This window comes from Flavobacterium sp. W21_SRS_FM3 (assembly GCF_052113625.1).
In the GTDB taxonomy this organism is placed as follows: Bacteria; Bacteroidota; Bacteroidia; order Flavobacteriales; family Flavobacteriaceae; genus Flavobacterium.
Window position 1 is genome coordinate 79,821 of the sequence record NZ_JBGQOD010000008.1, and the last position, 19,655, is coordinate 99,475.

Genomic DNA, 19,655 nt, shown 5'->3' on the forward strand with positions numbered 1-19,655 from the left:
TGCCACGTTATAAAGCTGCCTTGATTTCCTCCAAAGACGTATCAGTATATATTAATTGATATATAATTTCTTTTCGCAACTTATCTAAATCCTCATAGTCATAATATTTTGCCCATGAAGTTAAATTAAATAAATTCCTTATTTGTTTGATTTTTTTAGTTGTATCAAAGCTAGTTCGCAAAACCGCTTTGTTATCATAACTTGGATTGTTCTTATGTTGATAATTTACGGTATGATTTATATAATCTGCCTCTAAATAATATAATTTATCAGTTGGGTTATCTGGATAAAAACTTTCCCAAGTAGCAAAACCTAATTTATACTTTGATTCTGATTCTGGCTGCAAAGGAATTAAACGCCATTTACTATTAGCTAATCTTCCCCAATGATTTGAAATTCTATACATTCCTTCATTAGTATAATAATAACTACTACCTGCTTTACTTTGAAACTGTAGTGTAAGCCCTTTAATATTACTCATTGCTACCTCATTAAATACACAAAAAGTATTTTTAAAAGAATTAGGGCTTGGTCGAAAATTTTTTTCCATATGCAAATATAATCAGAAAGTCTAGAAGAGAAAAAACCAATAAATAAATGATTAACTTTGCAGCTTAGAATTTTATAAAAAGAAAGATTATGACGAAAAGTTCAGAAGAAAAAATGTTACAAAAAGGGGTATATACAGGGATAATTGAAAAAGATGAAAATAACAATTTCTTTTGTGGAATCTATCTGTTAGATTACAAAATGGTTCAGGCGAAGCATGCAATTGGTGATCTAATTACAATAAAATCTATAATTGAAAATCCCAGCGACATTAGTCATAACAAATATCCAAAAAAATCAAAAAACTTTGATAAGGCTAATCAAAAGCCAGAGCAATAGATTAGCTTTTTGTAGAAATTGAACGTTTTAGAATAGCTTTTTTTATTTTTTATTTTAGATAAAGTAAAAAATTAAAAAAAAGTGTACCTTTGCAAAAAATTGTTGTTTTTGAAAGTGAATTATATTAATTTCTTCTTTAAAGACAAGTAGTTACCTTATTTATGAAAAAAATAGTTGAATACCGCAAGTTGCTAAATGTAGATAAAACTGCAGAATTAAAAGATTTAAAAACCATTTATCGTAATGCGATGAAAGAAGCTCATCCTGATAAATTTCAAGGTGATGAGGAAGGTTTAAAAGCTGCTGAGGAAAACAGTAAAAAAATTATTGAAGCATACCACTTCTTAGTGAGCATCAATCCAGAAACTATTAAACTAAATTTACCGGAATACACTGAAACGATTTCTACTTCAACTATTACAGATTACAAATTTGTAGAAGGAAGATTGATTATCAATTTCTCAAACGGAAGTGTTTATGAATACATCAGTGTTCCTAAAGCTACTTACGTAAAAATGGTAAATGCAGATTCTCCTGGAAGATTTGCTAAAAGACATATCTTAAATTCTTTTACTTGGAGAAAAACGTTGAATCAAGATTAAATTCTAAATTCATTTTTTTTGATTTAAAGTTAAAGAAAAGCATTAAACCCCGATTATTTTCAATAATCGGGGTTTTTTATATTAAATTCTCGATGGTAAATAATTATTGAATGTAAGAAGGAAGTACGCAAATACACTGTACTTTAAGGCATACAATAACACTATTTACAATTCGCTTTCATAACTACGTCGATCACCTTTAGCTCTACCTCCTTTTATTAAAGTATCTTAAAAATCCGTAGTATTTCACCTCCTTCACTGCTAACCAAAGATTACTAAAATAGATTATTAAATTACAAAAAACTACTATTGCATAATCAACTTGTTTTTAATACTTTAGCAATCCAAACAAACCAAAACTCAAACAACCAAAATGACTCAATTTTATCACAAATACAAAGCACAGTATAAAAAAGCAAAAGAGATGCTGGAAATACTGGAAAAACAACGACGGGAGATTAATTCAAATTTAGAAAATGATCCTATTTGCGCCACCTTACACAAGGAATTACGAACCGTTAATATGGATATCAAAATCACCTTAAACGAAATCGAACAAGCCGAGTTTGACATTAGCAAAACAGATTCTCAAAAAAATTTATCTGAAATTTAGTTCCAATTGAGACTAAATTTAACTACAGATTAAGCTAAATTACCCTTTTTTAGCTTAGGCAATTTCTTGCAATAAAACTTATCTCCATATCGCTTAAGTAGCGTTGTAATTTTTAAAAAAAAGTAATTATATCATCTTCAATAACAAATAATTACAGAGGCTCTGTTGTATCCAATAGCATTATCCACTTTTTTACTATTTGGAACAATAAGATAATGTATTCAATTTCAAACACATGCAATATAATAAGAATACAAATACATACGCTAATTCAAAAAACAGATATAAAAAATATAACAAAAATTTAGGTTACAAAAATATTTATACTTTGATAAATTTAAATACTTTTGCACACTTAACTCAATTAACTAATTTATAATGAAAAAAATAATTTTATTTCTTTCAGCTGCAGTTCTTTTAGCATCATGTAGCAAAGACAAGTACACTATTTCTGGAACCGCAAAAGGAATCGAAAACGGAAAAACAATTATCGTTGAAACACAAGATGCTAATGGCATGGGATTAATTGCTGTTGATACAGTAAAAGTTGAAAACGAGAAATTTGAAATAACAGGTAAAGCTTTAGAACCAGCTTTCCATACTTTACAAGTAGAAGGAATTCAAGGAAAAGTACCATTCATTTTAGAAAATGGAGATATTGAAGTTACTATTGATAAAGATAGTATCCAAAAATCTAAAGTTTCTGGAACGTACAACAATGACGAATATGTTAAGTTCAATGAAGAGATCAAAGTAGTTCAAAAGAAACTAATGGATTTTCAAACGAACAACATGCAGGCAATGAACAATGCACAACAAACGAAGGATACTGTTGTCATTAACAATTTAATGCAACAATTTACAAAGCTTCAAGAAGAAGTTGCTACTGCGTCTAAATCTAAATACATTACGTATGCAGAGACACACCCTAAATCTTTTATCAGTGCTTTAATAATTCAAGGTATGGTAAACGATCCTAGTGCTGACATTAAAAAGACCGAAGCTATTTACAATAGTTTTGATGAGTCTTTGAAAAGTACTAAACCAGGTAAAGCGATAAAAACTAAATTAGACGAAATGAAATCGCCTACAACTGGTGCTACTGCTCCAGCTGTTGGTGACGCTAAATGAAGTGCAGATTTTTCTGCGCCTAACCCGCAAGGAAAAGTTATTTCTCTTAAAGAAAGTTTAGGAAAAGTTACAATAGTAGATTTCTGGGCATCATGGTGTGCTCCTTGTAGAAAGGAGAACCCGAATGTAGTGGCCTTATACAAAGAATTGCATTCAAAAGGTTTAAACATCATCGGTGTTTCTCTTGATAAAGATGCTGCTAAGTGGAAAGAAGCTATCGCAAAAGACAAGTTAACTTGGAACCAAGTTTCTAATCTAAAATTTTGGGATGAACCTATTGCAGCGCAATATAAAGTAGAAGCTATTCCTGCTACTTTTATTCTTGATGCTTCAGGTAAAATTGTTGCAAGAGATTTAAGAGGAGAAGAATTAAGAGCTAAAATCTTAGAACTTTTAGCTAAATAATGTAAAAATTTACGAAGAATAAAAAAATCTCCCTAGTGGAGATTTTTTTATTTTATTCAATACCAATAGGTTAAAAAATAATCTAAAATTAAGTGCAAAATTAGTTTGTAGAAACGAAAAGTGTTCCTATATTTGCCACCGCTAACAACAACAACAAACGTTGTTATCAAAGGCCTGGGGGAGATACTCAAGCGGCCAACGAGGGCAGACTGTAAATCTGCTGACTACGTCTTCGTAGGTTCGAATCCTACTCTCCCCACCAAAACGCTTCAAGTAATTGAAGCGTTTTTTTTATGCTTCTCCTCAAGATAAAACTAAAGTCCTAGATGATTCCTTGGATGAACGATCTCAGCAAAAATTATCTTTAATACTGAGGCATTCTATGGCTATACTCTCACCTTCTTACATTTAATGCTTCTTTTCATAAAATCGCATATTAATACTCTTTAAGACGCTTGCAAATTACTTTAAACCGTAGGCATTTAGTATTCTAGAATGATACAAAAAAATACCCGCATTTTCCAATTTAGAAAATGCGGGTATTTAGTATTTTTTAGAATGAATTTTAAACTACTCTAAAATGAAACTTACAGTAACGTTTGCGGTAATTTCGATTTCTCCAGCTGCAAGAGTTTCTCTTGGCATAGCAGTATCACTCATTTCCATTGTCTTCATCCTTGCATATACTGGCTGTGGGTGGTATGTTTGTGTATTGTCATTAATAGTCATGGCACGTCCTACTTTTTGTCCTAAAACAGACACATAATCTTCTGCTTTTAACTTAGCGTTTTTCATCGCTAACTTTCTAGCGTCAGACTCGTGTTTCGCTAGATTTGAGGATTGAAAAACTACATTGTCAATTCTATTGATACCCTGACTAACTAAACCATCCATCAATTCATCATACATAGATAAGTCTCTTACTATTATTTCAATAGTTTGTGTAGCATTGTACGATGTTTTCTTTTTTTCATAATCGTACTGAGGATTTAAAGAAACACGCTGTGTTCTATAGTCAGCAGGAGCTAAATTCATTTTTTTAATCAGTTTTAGAACTGCTTCTACTTGCTGATCGTTTTGTTTTTTAACCTCCTTAGCATTGTTCCCTTTAGTTTCCACCGTAGCACTGATAGTCGCCTGATCTGGAACTACTTTTATCTTAGCTTCACCTGTAACATTTATTTGAGGAACTTGCTTGATTTCTTGTGCATACGATAAAGTCATAAACATCATCGATAGCAATAGTACTGCTTTTTTCATATTCGTTTTATTTTTAAATTGTTCATAAATTAGTATTACTATTCTTTCAAAAGCCATGCCATTATAACTTGCCCATCTTAGCCATAACAAAAAGTAACACGATTGGAATAGTTAATAATACAACCATCAAAGTATGATCAACTAATAAATGAGGATTAGAGACCAAAGTAATAATGTACCCCCCTATCGCACCTCCAAAATGTGCTGTATGTCCAATATTATCATTTTTAGCTTTCATCCCATAAATGGAATATAATAAATACAAAATTCCGAATAGATATGCGGGTATGGGTAAAATAAAAAACAAGCCTAACATCATGTTGGGCTGTAACAATATAGCCGAATATAAGATTCCTGTGACCGCACCAGAAGCACCAACCGCTCTATAACTGTAGTCATCTTTATGAAAAACAATCGTAAGTAAGCTTCCAAATAATAGACTCCCAAAATAAATGATTAAGAAAGAAAAACTACCCAAATAACCTAAGACCACTGGAGCAAAAAAATAGAGCGTTAGCATATTAAAGGCTAAGTGTGCAATATCCGCATGAAGAAATCCCGATGAAAATAATCTTATTTGCTCTCCTGCACGCACACTACCCATGTGAAATTCATATTTTCTAAAAAAAGTAATATCATTAAAGCCTTTGTAGCTGAAAAGTACATTTGCAACAATGATTGCAATCAAAATGGTATTCATATAGTCTATTTATTGTGAAATGTAAATATAGTGATTCTCCTAGACCCGATTAGTCTAACATTAAAATTATACGGATATTCATTTTTGGCTTATCTTTGCAAGAAAAATTCTGCATGCAATTTCTAATTTTCATCATCGCTTATCCATTTCTTTGGTTTGTGTCTATACTCCCATTTCGCATTTTTTACTTTTTATCTGATATTATCTATTTTTTAGTCTACTATATTATTGGCTACAGGAAAAAAGTGGTTAGAGCTAACCTAGCTTTAGCCCTTCCTCATCTCAATGAACAAGAACGTTTAATAATTGAAAAAAAATCGTACCAACACCTTTGCGATATGTTTATGGAAATGATAAAAACCATGACCATTTCATCTAAAGAAATGAATAAAAGGTTTGTTATCACAAATATTGAGTTGATTAAAGAATATGAAAAAGAAGGCAGAAGCATTATGCTGCTAGCGTCTCATTATGCTAGCTGGGAATGGTTAATTACCATGAACCAGAAAATATCATATCAAGGTGTTGGAGTTTATAAAAAAATAGCTAATAAATATTTTGATAAATTGATTAGGGATATTCGTTCAAAATACAATACTAAATTAGTAGCGACTCGGGACACCATCCCCTTAATTGCAAATAATCAAAAAGAAGGAATCCTATCGATTTATGGTTTAGCAAGTGACCAGTCTCCTAAACATGATCGCATTTTTCATTGGGATTCTTTTATGGGTGTCGAAGTTCCAGTACATACAGGAGCTGAAATGCTGGCTAAAAAATATGATTTAAATGTAGTTTTTGCCAAAGTAAGAAAATTAAAAAGAGGCTACTATGAAGCCACTTTAATTCCTATTACAACAGAACCAAACACTATTCCTGATTTTGGAATTACCCATACTTTCATTCAAGAAGTGGAGAAACAAATTCATGAAGCGCCCGAATATTATTTTTGGACACATAAAAGATGGAAGCACAGAAGGTAATTAGTTCTCTCAATTTTAGTTTTAATTAACTAGTGTTCCCAATTTATTTCGTTAATTTTGATTCTAACACCCAATAAAATGAACTTAAAAATCAATAATAGGTTTAGTGTCGAATTGCCGGCAGATGTAAATGAAACGAATACAATACGCCAAGTTCATAACGCATGCTTTTCCTATGTAACTCCCCGAACACCGTCCAATCCAAAATTAATTCATTTTTCTAACGAAACAGCTAAGCTAATTGGTATTACGTCTGAAGAAGCTGAATCTGTAGGTTTTACAAATATTTTTTCCGGAAAGACCATTTTACCTGACACACGCCCCTACTCGATGAGTTATGCAGGTCATCAATTTGGTAATTGGGCTGGACAGTTAGGAGACGGTAGAGCAATTATATTAACAGAGATCGAACATCAGCAGCAAAATTATACGCTACAACTTAAAGGAGCAGGTATAACGCCCTATTCTAGACGGGCAGATGGATTAGCCGTTTTACGCTCTTCTATTCGTGAACATCTCTGTAGTGAGGCTATGTTTCATCTTGGAGTTCCTACTACTAGATCACTTTCTTTGATTCTCACTGGTGATGAAGTTTTACGAGATGTAATGTATGATGGAAATCCTGAATATGAAAAAGGTGCAGTTGTTTGTAGAGTAGCGCCCTCTTTTATTAGGTTTGGTAATTTTGAATTGTTTTCATCCCAAAATGACTTTAAAACACTAAAAGATCTAACCGACTTTACTATTAAATACCATTTCCCTACCATTGCAGGTACTAATAAAGAAAGTTATATTCAGTTTTTCACCGAAGTGGCCGTAAAAACCCGTGAAATGATCGTGCACTGGCAAAGAGTAGGTTTTGTTCACGGAGTTATGAACACAGATAACATGTCTATTCTAGGCTTAACCATAGATTACGGTCCTTATGGTTGGTTAGAGGATTACAATCCAGACTGGACTCCTAACACAACTGACCGTGAAAACCGCAGGTATCGTTTTGGGAATCAACCCCAAATAGCCCTTTGGAACTTATATCAATTAGCTAATGCCTTATATCCTTTAATTGAAGAAGCAGCTCCCTTAGAAGCGATCTTAAATGACTTTCAAATAGCCTATGAAGAGGATTATCTAAAAATGATGCGCGCTAAAATTGGTTTACAATTAAGGGAAGAAAATGACAAGCAACTCATCCATCTCTTAGTCGAAAATTTACAATTGATTGAAACCGATATGACTATTTTCTTTAGAAAAATGAGCCAAGTAAGTAAACAGCATTCTGTTGAAGAAGCATTAGAAGTTATTAAAGATGCATTTTATAAAGCTGATGATTGTATTGAAGATGTTACTAATACTTGGTTGTACTGGTTCACTCAATACCTGAATCGCTTAAAACAAGAAACTTTTACTGACAGTGAACGTAAAATTTTGATGAATACAGTAAACCCTAAGTATGTACTGCGCAATTATATGGCACAGTTAGCGATTGAAGCGGCCGAAAAAGAAGATTACTCCTTAATTAGCGAACTACACGAACTGCTTAAAAGACCTTACGAGGAACAAGTTGAAAAGGAGCAATGGTTTAGCAAAAGACCTGACTGGGCAAGAGAGAAAATAGGAAGCTCAATGCTTTCTTGTAGTTCGTAATACCATTGTACTAAGTATTTGAGCCTTACTAATAGATCTAAAGTATTTATGTTTTAAAAGCAACTAAGCATAGTATAAATAAAAAATCCCTCTAAAAAAATTAAAGGGATTTTTTTTTATAATCGATCATTTAGCTATACTGAAAACCAATTCTTTACCAATTCATCTTCAAGCGGCCTAGCATCCACATGAATAAATTCATTTGTATGCTTATTGTATTCGTAGTCTTTAGACCAAATCGCATGATTTTTAGCTAACTCTTTGATACTATTACATACGTAGTTTATCTCTTCGCTTGTCGTAGTTTGGTGTATAGACATTCTAATCCATCCTGGTTTTCTAATTAGATCTCCTAACGATATTTCGTCTACTAATTTATGAGAGGTTTCTTGGTCTACATGCAGTAAAAAATGCCCATACGTTCCCGCACAACTACAGCCACCGCGCGTTTGAATTCCAAATTTGTCGTTTAACAACTTTACTCCCATATTAAAATGCAAATCATCAATGTAAAAAGAAATAACCCCTAACCTATCTTGATGCTGCGAGGCCAGTATATGAATATTCGAAATAGATCCTAAAGTTTTAAATACATAGTCAACAATTTCATGTTCACGGTTCATAATATTTTCGACCCCCATTTTTTCTTTCAACTGAATGACCAAAGCAGTCTTAATCACTTGTAAAAACCCTGGTGTACCGCCATCTTCTCTATCTTCAATATTATCTATGAATTTATGTTCGCCCCAAGGATTGGTCCATGAAACGGTTCCTCCTCCTGGATTATCAGGAACTAGATTTTGATATAATTTTTTATTAAAAACCAATATGCCTGGAGTTCCAGGTCCGCCCAGGAATTTGTGAGGCGAAAAGAAAATGGCATCTAAGTAGCTTTCTGGATCTTCTGGATGCATGTCTATAGTGACATAAGGCCCAGAACAAGCAAAATCTACAAAACAAAGACCGTTATGCTGATGCATCAATTTAGCAACGTCGTGGTACTGCGTTCTGATTCCTGTTACATTAGAACAAGAAGTAATAGAAGCGATTTTAAAACTTCTATCTTTATATTTCTCTAATAAAATTTCTAAATTTTCAATACTTAATAATCCTTCATCATCTGATGGTATCACCTCAACATCTGCAATGGTTTCTAGCCAAGTAGTTTGATTAGAATGATGCTCCATATGAGATATAAAAACAATTGGTTTTTTATCAGCAGGAATTGTAATAAAATCTTTTAAATTCTCAGGAACTTTTAGCCCCAGAATTCGCTGAAATTTATTGACCACTCCAGTCATTCCGGTACCATCAATAATCAATACATCATCGCTGTTTGCGTTGACATGATTTTTAATAATATGTCTTGCTTGATGGTAAGCTTTGGTCATGGCTGTACCAGAAACAGTAGTCTCAGTATGAGTATTAGCTACAAAAGGGCCAAATTCATTCATCAATTTTTCTTCGATAGGACGATACAACCGACCGCTAGCAGTCCAATCTGTATAAATAATCTTCTGTTTTCCATAAGGTGAAACAAATTCCTGATCAATCCCTATAATGTTCTCGCGAAACTGTTGAAAATACTGCTCTAAATTTGTGGGTGACATGGCCATTTAAATCCTAATTTTGAGGTCAAATATACTGAAATTTCATCTCTTAAAAATGGAACTATTCATAAATTCCAGACGGAATTAAAAGAATAATGAAATAACTTAATCTAAATTTGACCTATTGTTGATTTCTCAAATAAAAACATTTGTTAATTTGGCACCCAAAATTAATTTACACTTCAATACTATAATTCACATGAAAAAAATTCTGATTTTAGTTATCGTTTTCCTTTTCATTGGTTGCAAAACCAAATCTACAAGTTCAAACACTGTTTACACTATTAATAATAAATCGGATTATTTTACTATTGCTTTTGGGTCCTGTGATAATCAAGAAATAAAAAATGAACTCTGGGAAGCGATTGACGCTAACTCCCCTTCGGTATGGATATGGGGAGGTGACAATGTATATTCGGACACAGAAGACATGACTGTTTTGAAAGCTAATTTTGAGAAACAAAAACAGGATACTTCCTATTTAAACTTTATACAAAACAAAACCGTATTAGGCACATGGGATGATCATGATTACGGCCAAAATGATGGCGGTACCGATTATAAATTCAAAAAAGAAAGCCAAAAATATCTATTTAATTTCTTGAATACTCCCAAAAATGCTCCTGAGAGAAAACGTGATGGAGTGTATAATTCTAGAAATTTCTTAGTAGGTAGTAATCAAATTAAAGTTATCGTTTTAGATAGTCGTTATTTTAGAACTTCATTGACCAAGTCTACTGATCCAGAAAAAAGGTTTCAACCCAATAAGTACGGAGAAGGAACCCTTTTAGGTGAGACGCAATGGAAATGGTTAGAAAATGAATTAAACTCTTCAAAAGCACAATTTAACGTAATCGTTAGTAGTGTTCAGTTTTTATCTAATCAGCATGGTTTTGAATGTTGGGGCAATTTTCCCCATGAAGTTGAAAGATTAGAAAATTTAATTATTTCAAGTAAAGCTAAAGGTACTTTCCTATTATCTGGTGATCGCCATATCGCTCTATTTTCTACCAAAACAATCCCTGGATTATCGTATCCGCTAGTCGACTTTACCTCAAGTGGACTTACGCACACTTATACTGGCTTTTCGGGTGAACCCAATCCTTATTTGGAAGGCAATGTGGTAAGAGAACTTAATTTCGGAATTCTGAAATTTGACTTCGAAAACAACAGTGTCTTAATGGAAATTCGTGGAAAAGAAAATAGATTGCTGGGAAGCTTTACCCAGAATTACAACAAATAAAGGTAAATTTAATATTTACATTCATCTCATATACATAAAAGCAAAACCCTTTCAAATATAAATTTGAAAGGGTTTCCATATATAAGCTGTAGGCTTCTTAAAAATCAAATCCTACTGAGAATTGCCATACTCTGTTTTGAGCTTTGTCATCTTCGTATAAGTCTCCTAAACCTAAGTGGTAACGTATTCCAAAACTAACACCTGAGTCGGTTTTAATTCCTCCTCCAAAATTTACACCCCAATCAAAACTGTTAGGATCATATTCTGCAGTGCTGCTAAATAAGCCATCATATTCTTCTTTATGAGAAATAGCTAAACCGATTTGTGGACCAGCCTCTAAAAAGAAGTTCTTAGCTGGATATGCTTTAAGCATTACTGGTAAATTAATATAATTCAGTTTCTGCGTAAATGTCCCATTGCCATTAGTAATCTCATAACCTTGTTGACTGTACATTAATTCTGGCTGGATAGAAAAACTATCACTTAAAAAGGATTCACCATATACACCAACATGAAATCCATGACGCTGACCTGTTTCTCCGTCGCCATCAAAACTAACAGCTGCTAAGTTATATCCTCCTTTAATACCCACGTTAGATTCGCGAGTTGTACTTTGTGCATTTATTGTTGATACGATACCAAAAAATAAAGCTAATGTTAAAAATTTCGTTTTCATCTTTTTCAATTTTAATTTTTTAATTTATTTTCCACCATTTGCTCTAAGATCAGCAATACATTGCGCATCGAGTTTAGGCACTGCACCTCCAGAAACCATATTTGCGATACCGCCACTTGTTTCAGCTGACCAATACATCAAACATGTATCTACATTACAATGCTTAGCATGCTCTGCATCTTCATGATTACTTTGTAAAGGCGCACCTAAATTAGTCAAGCCGAGGATGTGACCAAATTCATGAGACATAACTGTAGTTTCAAGCAAGCTTCTACTTGGTTGAAAAGGGCTGCTGCTCAATCCTTGAATCGTCTTCTCGTAAATCACAAAAGAGGTGTTTCTATAAGCCGTTCCTAAAACAACACTATTTCCTGCATTACTTGCCGAAGCACCATCTGCGAAGAAAGCCCATACCGCAATTTGGTTTGCAGTATTGTATTTAGTCCTATTAGCATCTTCAATTGCAGCAATTTCTTGATTTGTAAAAGTATCTTTGGCCGGTGAAGCAATTCCTCTTTTAACTACCGTAATTCCTGCTGACTTATTAATTCTAGATTCTAAAAATGAAACAAAATTATTTACTGCAGCTGTAGTAGGCTCATAGCCTTGAACGTATACTAACTCAATGACCATACTTTTAAATTTCTGGTCTGAAAGTATATCTCTCGATGAACTTCCTGTTGCTTTTTGATTATTTGTGACTACAAAACCATTTGAACTTAAATTACTGTTATCATCTTCTTTTGAACAAGAAGTTATTGTAAGTAATACTACAGTGAGTAAAGCAATTATTTTTTTCATCTTTATTTTTTTAATTTAACTAACAGCTTTCTCTAAATGAAAGCTGTTAGTATAGCAAACCTTAGGGTTTACATTATATTTGTTTCAACACTACAGTAACAGCTGCGTTTGTAGTACTTTGTAAAGTAATAGAAGTCGCACTGAAGCTAGTTACTTTCCATTTATTGTTTAACAATGAAAATGAAGAGTTCCCTGTAAAGTTCAAATTCACAAATACATCTGTTTGAGAAGTTACTGCATAAGTTCCTGTAGCAGCAGTAGTTAAAGCAGTTAAAACTTTAATAGACATATCGTTAGCAAAATCTATTGTAAAATCTTTGTAATTATTTGCTGTATCTACACCTGCGTTCAAATAAGTTTGTACTTTAAATGCCCCATTTACTAAAGCTGCTTCTACTTTTTTAGCATTTTGAGCTGCTTCTGCCATCGTTGCCTCAGTTTTAAGGGAAGCGTTGATAGTTGACTGAAACTCTGCATCACTAGATACAGTTGTTTTTGTACCGTCAATAAGAGTCACAGAAATTGGATATTTAACGGAATACAATTCTGAACTGCTTATGTTAGACATATACGCATATAATTGTTGTTGAGATGTAATTGCAACACTACCTGTTTGTTGTAAACTAGTATTGTATGTTAAAACAGTCATCGGGAAGTTAATTTTTACAGCAGAAATTGCATTTTGTCCTGATGATTGTGCTGTAGTACAAGCGTTAACAATTGCATTATATTCTGCTTGGTTATTAACTGTTACTTCGGTATAGTTGCTCGTTTTTACTTTTAAAGGAAATTGAAGCGTAACTGAATCTTGATCATTATTATACTTACCTAAAATAGTAATTACTTGTTGGTAGTCTAATTGAGTTAATAAATTAACCTGAATACCATTAACAGTTGCTTTTGCTGGTAACATGATTGATGAACAAGAAGCACCATCTATAAAATCATCAAAAGAACCATCGTACATAGCAGTACGCTTAAAATTGGTAGTAGTTGTAGAGTTTGCTGCGTTGGTATTTGGGTTTTGCCCATCTACTTCATCCACTTCGCTTTGGCATGATGTGAATCCTAATAATGCGATCATCGCAAGTCCTGTAATTGATTTAAATCTGTTCATCTTTTTAAATTTTTATGTTTTTAATGTTTTCCGATTAATGGCGATTTAAACGCCTTTCTGTTAGTAAGACAATCCATCCTAATTTTACCCTACCCTTTTTTTGAAAAAATAATAAAATATATTTTAGATGACTTTGATTGCCTTAGCTGCAGGCAAAATTAGAGTAAAGACAAAGGCCTATCCTTATAGGATTATCACTAGATTTTGTAGAATTTTTAACTGTAGTTCATCAACGCAACTGCAGCATCGCAGTAAAAGGACTTATAATCAATTTATTAACTCCCAACATACCCAGTAGCGTTATTATATTTCACAATTATTTATTTTTTTAGAAAATGAATCAGGCAAGCTCTTAATATGCTCACTGCATTTCATTGGTATGATTTAATTACAAAAAATAATTTACTTTTACCATCCCTAAAAGAATGTGTACAATTATGAGCGATGAAAATAAAAGTCTTTGTGAAGAGCTTTACTTTAATGATGTTTATTTAAAAAACGTACAGACAGCAACAAACTTTGCTTACTACAAATGTGGAGATCGTGATGCTGCTTTAGATCTGGTTCAGGATGCATTTGCTAAAATTTGGGAACATTGCTCCCAAATTGAATTTACTAAAGTAAAAACCTACTTGCTTACTACAGTAAATAATTTATTTCTAAATACAATCAAGCATAAAAAGGTAGTGATGGCTTATGCCAAAGAAACTCCTAATCACGATACGACAAACCAAAGTCCGGAGTACTTGTTAGAAGAAGAGGAATTTAAAAATAAACTTCAAAATGCCATAGCATCTCTAAGTGAGGCACAGCGTGAGGTGTTTTTATTGAATCGCATCGATGGTAAAAAATACCGTGAAATAGCAGAATTGCTTGATATTTCACAAAAAGCAGTAGAAAAAAGAATGTCTGCGGCCTTAAAAGTTTTAAAAGCGCAAATAGAAAACTTATAAATAATTGATAGCGAGTAGGGTAATTTAGGATGCAGTTGTCTTACTACTATAATGCATAAAAGATGAAAGACGAAAGAGAAATAATAAAATGGCTCAATGGCGAGCTTTCTATTCAAGAGATTGAGGATTTAAAAAAATCTGAAGGTTTTGAAACAATAGAAAAAATTGCACATTATGCCTCACACATGCAAGCTCCAGAAGTGAATGCGCAAGAGGCGCTAAACGCTTTTAAAAGACGAAATTTAACAAAGAAGGAAACCAAAGTTATTCCTTTAAATTTTAAAAGCTTTTTTAAAGTGGCTGCTGCAATTGCTGTCGTTCTCACCTCAGCATATTTTTTATTTTACAATAGCATCACCACTTTTGAGACTCAAATAGCACAAACCAAAAACTTTAATCTTCCTGATCAGTCAGAAGTTTTATTAAATGCAGGTTCAAAGATAACTTTTAACAAGAAAAAATGGAGTAAAAACAGGGATGTAAAACTAGAAGGTGAAGCCTACTTTCAAGTTAAAAAGGGACAGACATTTGCTGTAAAAACTACTGATGGATTAGTACAAGTTTTAGGTACTCATTTTAATGTTAAACAACGTGACAACTATTATGAAGTAAGTTGTTATGAAGGCTTAGTAAGTGTAAGCTATAATAATAAAACGGTAAAGTTACCTCCAGGAAATACATTTAGAGTTGTCAATAATAAAGTGGAAAAAATAGAGGAATTTAATACAGACGGACCCTCTTGGTTACAGCATGAATCCTATTTTGATCGTGTTCCTTTAAAGCAGGTAATTGCGGAACTGCAACTCTATTATGATATAAAAATCAAGACAGAAAATGTAGATACTACTAAATTATTTACCGGAAGTTTTACCCATAAGAATCAATCAATAGCTTTAGAATCAGTAACTATTCCACTACAATTAAGTTATAGAATTGATGGAAAAAACATAACATTCTACAACTATGGTGATAAATAGATATTTGATTTCCTTTTTTTTATGTTGGAGTTACTTTGGCTACAGCCAAACAACTAAATTGCCCCTAACCCAAATCATAACTACCATTGAAAAAGAGTTTAATGTAAAGTTTTCTTATGCGGTAGAAGATGTCTCTACGCTAAAAATTGAACCACCTAAGAAAACATTAAGTCTATCACAAACACTTGATTATTTGAATTCAAAAGTACTACTGAATTTTAAAACATTAGACAATCGGTACGTAACTGTTTCAGTACTGAATAAAACTTTTACAGTTTGTGGAACCGTAGTAAGTGAAAATTCGATGCAAAAACTCACTGGAGCAAGTGTTCGCATTTTAAGCAATTCCATTGGGACCATTACTTCTAGCAACGGTACTTTTAGAATCGAAAATGTTCCCCTAAATGCGACTATCAATATTTCTTATTTAGGTTTTGAGGATAAACAATTCACAGCAAATGAGCTTTTTTCAGCAGATAATAATTGTAAAAAGATTATTTTAAATGCTAGTAATGAAGAACTAAATCAGGTTTTAATCACTACTTATTTAACGACAGGTTTACAAAAATATTTGGATGGTAGTACCGTTTTAAACACAAAGAAATTTGGTATTCTGCCTGGTTTAATTGACCCTGATGTTTTACAATCCATTCAAGCTTTACCTGGCATAGAAAGCACTAATGAAAGTATTGCCAACATTAATGTTCGTGGGGGAACAAATGATCAAAATTTAATGCTTTGGGATAATATAAAGATGTACCATTCAGGACATTTCTTTGGATTAATTTCGGCATACAATCCTAATTTAACCACTAAAGTAATAGTTAGTAAAAACGGAACGAGTGCTGCTTACAGCGATGGAGTTTCCAGCACTATAAATATGAGTACAAATAATGATGTTAGTAATGCGCTCACTGGCGGTGCAGGCATTAATTTAATTAGTGCCGATGTTAATCTAGAAATTCCACTGGCTAAGAATTTAGAATTAGATATTTCTGGACGTCGCTCTATTACAGACTTGATTGACACACCTACTTTTAGTAACTATTTTAGTCGCAGTTTCCAAGACACAGAGATTAACAGTAATCGTCAAGCTATAAATACTAGTTCTGATTTTTACTTTTATGATTACACTGCCAAATTGCTTTTTGATTTAAATGATAAACATCAATTTAGAGCCACCATGATTGGTATCAATAATGCTTTAGATTATGCTGAATACAGTTCTAGTGGAAGCAATTCAGAATCAAAAGTGAGTTCGCTTTCGCAAAAGAATAACGGATATGGAGGAAGTTGGAAAGCAAAATGGAGCAATCGATTTGAAACTGATGTCAACAGCTACTTATCTAAATACAATATTGACGCTTCTGATTATCGTTTTGAGACAGATCAACGATTAACCGAAGCCAATGAAGTTTTAGAAACGGGATTAAAATTCAATTCTCATTATAAAGTTAGCTCCACTTTTGATCTTTTAGGCGGATACCAATTTACGGAAACCGGTATGCTCAACCAGACCACAGTAAGTAATCCAAGATATTCTAGTACAAAGAAAGATGTGCTACGCAATCATGCTATTTTTGCAGAAGGAGAATACAATCATCATAAAACCTATTTTAGACTTGGGATGCGTGTGAACTATTTTCAGAAATTCGATAAAGTACTGTTGGAACCCCGCATAAATATTCGCCAGCAAATTTCAAACGTTATTGCTTTAAAGCTCGAAGGAGAATTTAAAAATCAAACGACTACCCAAATAATCGATTTTGAAGATGATTTTTTAGGAGTTGAAAAAAGACGCTGGGTTTTAGTAAACAATGATGACATTCCTATTGCTAAGAGTCAACAAGCTTCATTTGGAATCGAATACAAAAAAGACAAACTCTCTGTTGATGCAACAACTTTTTACAAAATTGTCGAGGGTATTACAGCGTCAAATCAAGGCTTTTATAATAACTTTCAATTCACCAATGCTCATGGAAATTATACAGCTAAAGGAATTGAATTCTTGGCTAATAAAACATCTGGAAAATACAGTACATGGATAAGTTATACTTTTAGTATTAATAACTACGAGTTTGACAGTTTTACGCCTTCCATATTTCCTAATAATGTTGACATTAGACACTCTGCTTCTGTTGGATTTAATTACGATATTATTGACAATGTAAAAGTATCCATTGGGGGTATTTGGCGCAGTGGCCAGCCTTACACCATTCCAGTTGAAGGCAATGAAACTGTCCAAAACGGCAATAGTACTTTAGTTAATTATGATGCCCCAAACAGTAAAAACTTGGAGGATTTTATGCGATTAGATGCTTCCTTAAGCTATGATTTTAAATTTGATAGTACTTTTAAAGCAACATTACGGGCGGGCGTAATTAACACTACTAACGAAGATAATGTGATTAATCGTTATTATAAAGTGGACCCTAATGACACAAATAAAACGATTAAAGTAGATAATAAATCACTAGGGATGACTCCTAACATCAGTTTTAGAGTTCGTTTTTAAAATAAATCACGGAGATTTTTAAAAAAACAAACCCCTTTCTATAATCTTGTAGAAAGGGGTTACTGTTTTATGTAGGAAATAGAGAATTAAATTCCAGCTACTGCTTTAATTTCATCAATAATTCTCAACGCTAAGGTATCTGCTTGCTGTTGCGAAGGTGCCTCAGTATAAATACGAATAATCGGTTCTGTATTTGATTTTCTAAGGTGTACCCATTCGGTAGCAAAATCAATTTTCACACCATCAATTGTAGTGATATCTTCATTTTTATATTTATCAGTCATGGCTACAAGAATTGCATCAACATCGATTTGAGGAGTTAATTCAATTTTGTTTTTACTCATGTAATATTCAGGATACGAAGCGCGCAATGCTGAAACTGTCATTTTTTTGTTAGCCAAATGCGTTAAAAACAAAGCTACACCCACTAAACTGTCACGACCATAATGCGACTCAGGATAAATGATTCCGCCATTTCCTTCTCCACCAATGATCGCCTTATTTTTCTTCATTAAATCAACTACATTCACTTCTCCTACTGCAGAAGCTTCATAGCTTCCCTTATGCTTGTTGGTCACATCGCGCAATGCTCGAGACGATGACATATTAGATACCGTGTTTCCCGGAGTTTTACTTAGAACATAATCAGCACAAGCCACCAGCGTGTACTCTTCACCAAACATTTCTCCATCTTCACAAATAAACGCCAAGCGGTCAACATCAGGGTCAACAACTACTCCTAAATCAGCGCCTTCCTTCACTACTAGTTCAGAAATATCAGTAAGGTGTTCTTTTAATGGTTCTGGATTGTGTGGAAAATGACCGTTTGGTTCACAGTATAATTTCACGACTTCTACGCCCATCAATTCTAATAACTTCGGAATAATAATTCCACCCGAAGAATTCACTCCGTCTACTACTACTTTAAATTTTGCCGCTTTTACTGCTTCAATATCCACTAATGGCAGATTCAGCACCTCGTCAATGTGTATATCCATATAAGCGTCATTCTCTGTAATTTCGCCTAAACTATCAACGTCAGAGAAGTCAAAGGCTTCATCTTCTGCAATGACCAGTATTTTTTCTCCTTCAATACCGTTTAAGAATTCCCCTTTATCATTTAACAATTTAAGTGCATTCCACTGTTTTGGGTTGTGAGAAGCAGTAAGAATAATTCCGCCATCTGCTTTTTCTAAGGGTACAGCAATTTCTACTGTAGGAGTCGTAGACAAGCCTAAGTTAATCACGTCGATACCTAAACCTACAAGTGTATTCACTACTAAGTTATGAATCATAGGTCCTGATATACGTGCATCGCGACCCACAACAACTTTTAATTTTTGATCAATTGTACCAGACTTCACACTATTTTTCAACCAAGTTCCATAAGCCGAAGCAAATTTTACAGCATCTACCGGAGTAAGATTATCTCCTACCTTACCACCTATAGTTCCACGAATTCCAGATATTGATTTTATTAAAGTCATTCTTCTTTATTTAAGTTTTGATTTATCTTGTATAATTTCGACAAATATAA

The 19,655-nt window shown here is 33.2% G+C and carries 18 protein-coding genes, 1 tRNA gene and 1 pseudogene; 12 read left to right on the top strand and 8 right to left on the bottom strand.

From position 1 onward, the window contains the following. Positions 1-7: 7 nt before the first annotated feature. A complete protein-coding gene (locus tag ACEN2K_RS12370; RefSeq protein ID WP_441759639.1) occupies positions 8-550 on the bottom strand; it encodes a hypothetical protein in 543 nt (180 codons plus the stop codon). A gap of 89 nt (positions 551-639) precedes the next feature. Here ACEN2K_RS12370 and ACEN2K_RS12375 point away from each other — a divergent pair, with 89 nt between their 5' ends. The 6 genes and pseudogenes from ACEN2K_RS12375 to ACEN2K_RS12400 all read left to right on the top strand — a co-directional run bounded on the left by ACEN2K_RS12375 (position 640) and on the right by ACEN2K_RS12400 (position 3,901). Next, positions 640-888, top strand: coding sequence for a hypothetical protein (locus ACEN2K_RS12375; protein WP_441759640.1), 249 nt, complete (start codon positions 640-642; stop codon positions 886-888). A 161-nt stretch (positions 889-1,049) separates the two neighbouring features. Continuing rightward, the gene (locus ACEN2K_RS12380) at positions 1,050-1,490 is read left to right on the top strand and encodes a KTSC domain-containing protein (RefSeq protein ID WP_441759641.1); all 441 of its coding nucleotides are present in this window, start codon (positions 1,050-1,052) and stop codon (positions 1,488-1,490) included. A 373-nt stretch (positions 1,491-1,863) separates the two neighbouring features. Next, positions 1,864-2,103: a hypothetical protein gene (locus ACEN2K_RS12385; protein WP_441759642.1), complete on the top strand. Its 240-nt coding sequence runs from the start codon at positions 1,864-1,866 to the stop codon at positions 2,101-2,103. A 378-nt stretch (positions 2,104-2,481) separates the two neighbouring features. Next, positions 2,482-3,234: a DUF4369 domain-containing protein gene (locus ACEN2K_RS12390; RefSeq protein WP_441759643.1), complete on the top strand. Its 753-nt coding sequence runs from the start codon at positions 2,482-2,484 to the stop codon at positions 3,232-3,234. Between the two features lie 18 nt (positions 3,235-3,252). Then, positions 3,253-3,639 (top strand): annotated as a pseudogene (locus ACEN2K_RS12395) (TlpA family protein disulfide reductase); the annotation flags it as partial. Between the two features lie 177 nt (positions 3,640-3,816). Next, positions 3,817-3,901 (top strand) — tRNA-Tyr (locus tag ACEN2K_RS12400). A gap of 308 nt (positions 3,902-4,209) precedes the next feature. Here ACEN2K_RS12400 and ACEN2K_RS12405 read toward each other — a convergent pair. Continuing rightward, positions 4,210-4,899 carry an SIMPL domain-containing protein gene (locus tag ACEN2K_RS12405; protein WP_441759644.1) on the bottom strand — a complete coding sequence of 230 codons (690 nt, stop codon included), beginning with the start codon at positions 4,897-4,899 and terminating at the stop codon, positions 4,210-4,212. A 61-nt stretch (positions 4,900-4,960) separates the two neighbouring features. Beyond that, a complete protein-coding gene (locus ACEN2K_RS12410; protein WP_441759645.1) occupies positions 4,961-5,599 on the bottom strand; it encodes a rhomboid family intramembrane serine protease in 639 nt (212 codons plus the stop codon). Positions 5,600-5,712: 113 nt separating this feature from the next. On the opposite strand from ACEN2K_RS12410, the gene ACEN2K_RS12415 reads away from it, so the two are divergent. Together ACEN2K_RS12415 and ACEN2K_RS12420 are read left to right on the top strand one after the other, a co-directional pair. Next, entirely contained in the window at positions 5,713-6,582 is an 870-nt protein-coding gene (locus tag ACEN2K_RS12415) for a lysophospholipid acyltransferase family protein (protein WP_441759646.1), read from the top strand. A 78-nt stretch (positions 6,583-6,660) separates the two neighbouring features. Beyond that, positions 6,661-8,226, top strand: a complete 1,566-nt coding sequence (locus tag ACEN2K_RS12420) for a protein adenylyltransferase SelO (protein ID WP_441759647.1) — start codon at positions 6,661-6,663, stop codon at positions 8,224-8,226. Between the two features lie 134 nt (positions 8,227-8,360). Here the strand turns inward: ACEN2K_RS12420 and ACEN2K_RS12425 are convergent, their stop codons facing one another. Continuing rightward, a complete protein-coding gene (locus ACEN2K_RS12425; protein WP_441759648.1) occupies positions 8,361-9,836 on the bottom strand; it encodes an aminotransferase class V-fold PLP-dependent enzyme in 1,476 nt (491 codons plus the stop codon). 199 nt (positions 9,837-10,035) lie between these two features. Here ACEN2K_RS12425 and ACEN2K_RS12430 point away from each other — a divergent pair, with 199 nt between their 5' ends. Further along, entirely contained in the window at positions 10,036-11,079 is a 1,044-nt protein-coding gene (locus tag ACEN2K_RS12430; protein ID WP_441759649.1) for an alkaline phosphatase D family protein, read from the top strand. A gap of 97 nt (positions 11,080-11,176) precedes the next feature. Here the strand turns inward: ACEN2K_RS12430 and ACEN2K_RS12435 are convergent, their stop codons facing one another. The 3 genes from ACEN2K_RS12435 to ACEN2K_RS12445 all read right to left on the bottom strand — a co-directional run bounded on the left by ACEN2K_RS12435 (position 11,177) and on the right by ACEN2K_RS12445 (position 13,673). Beyond that, on the bottom strand, positions 11,177-11,755 hold the full coding sequence (locus ACEN2K_RS12435) for a porin family protein (RefSeq protein WP_441759650.1): 579 nt from the start codon (positions 11,753-11,755) through the stop codon (positions 11,177-11,179). A gap of 24 nt (positions 11,756-11,779) precedes the next feature. Beyond that, on the bottom strand, positions 11,780-12,556 hold the full coding sequence (locus tag ACEN2K_RS12440) for a membrane metalloprotease (RefSeq protein WP_441759651.1): 777 nt from the start codon (positions 12,554-12,556) through the stop codon (positions 11,780-11,782). A 73-nt stretch (positions 12,557-12,629) separates the two neighbouring features. Continuing rightward, entirely contained in the window at positions 12,630-13,673 is a 1,044-nt protein-coding gene (locus ACEN2K_RS12445) for a hypothetical protein (protein ID WP_441759652.1), read from the bottom strand. Positions 13,674-14,110: 437 nt separating this feature from the next. On the opposite strand from ACEN2K_RS12445, the gene ACEN2K_RS12450 reads away from it, so the two are divergent. The 3 genes from ACEN2K_RS12450 (at position 14,111) to ACEN2K_RS12460 (ending at position 18,118) form a co-directional block, all read left to right on the top strand. Further along, positions 14,111-14,626, top strand: a complete 516-nt coding sequence (locus ACEN2K_RS12450) for an RNA polymerase sigma factor (protein ID WP_441759653.1) — start codon at positions 14,111-14,113, stop codon at positions 14,624-14,626. 62 nt (positions 14,627-14,688) lie between these two features. After that, positions 14,689-15,603 carry a FecR family protein gene (locus ACEN2K_RS12455; protein WP_441759654.1) on the top strand — a complete coding sequence of 305 codons (915 nt, stop codon included), beginning with the start codon at positions 14,689-14,691 and terminating at the stop codon, positions 15,601-15,603. Beyond that, on the top strand, positions 15,590-18,118 hold the full coding sequence (locus tag ACEN2K_RS12460) for a TonB-dependent receptor (RefSeq protein ID WP_441759655.1): 2,529 nt from the start codon (positions 15,590-15,592) through the stop codon (positions 18,116-18,118). The genes ACEN2K_RS12455 and ACEN2K_RS12460 overlap by 14 nt, the downstream gene beginning before the upstream one ends. Positions 18,119-18,204: 86 nt before the next feature. Here the strand turns inward: ACEN2K_RS12460 and glmM are convergent, their stop codons facing one another. Then, positions 18,205-19,605: a phosphoglucosamine mutase gene (gene glmM / locus ACEN2K_RS12465; protein ID WP_441759656.1), complete on the bottom strand. Its 1,401-nt coding sequence runs from the start codon at positions 19,603-19,605 to the stop codon at positions 18,205-18,207. Positions 19,606-19,655: the final 50 nt, after the last annotated feature.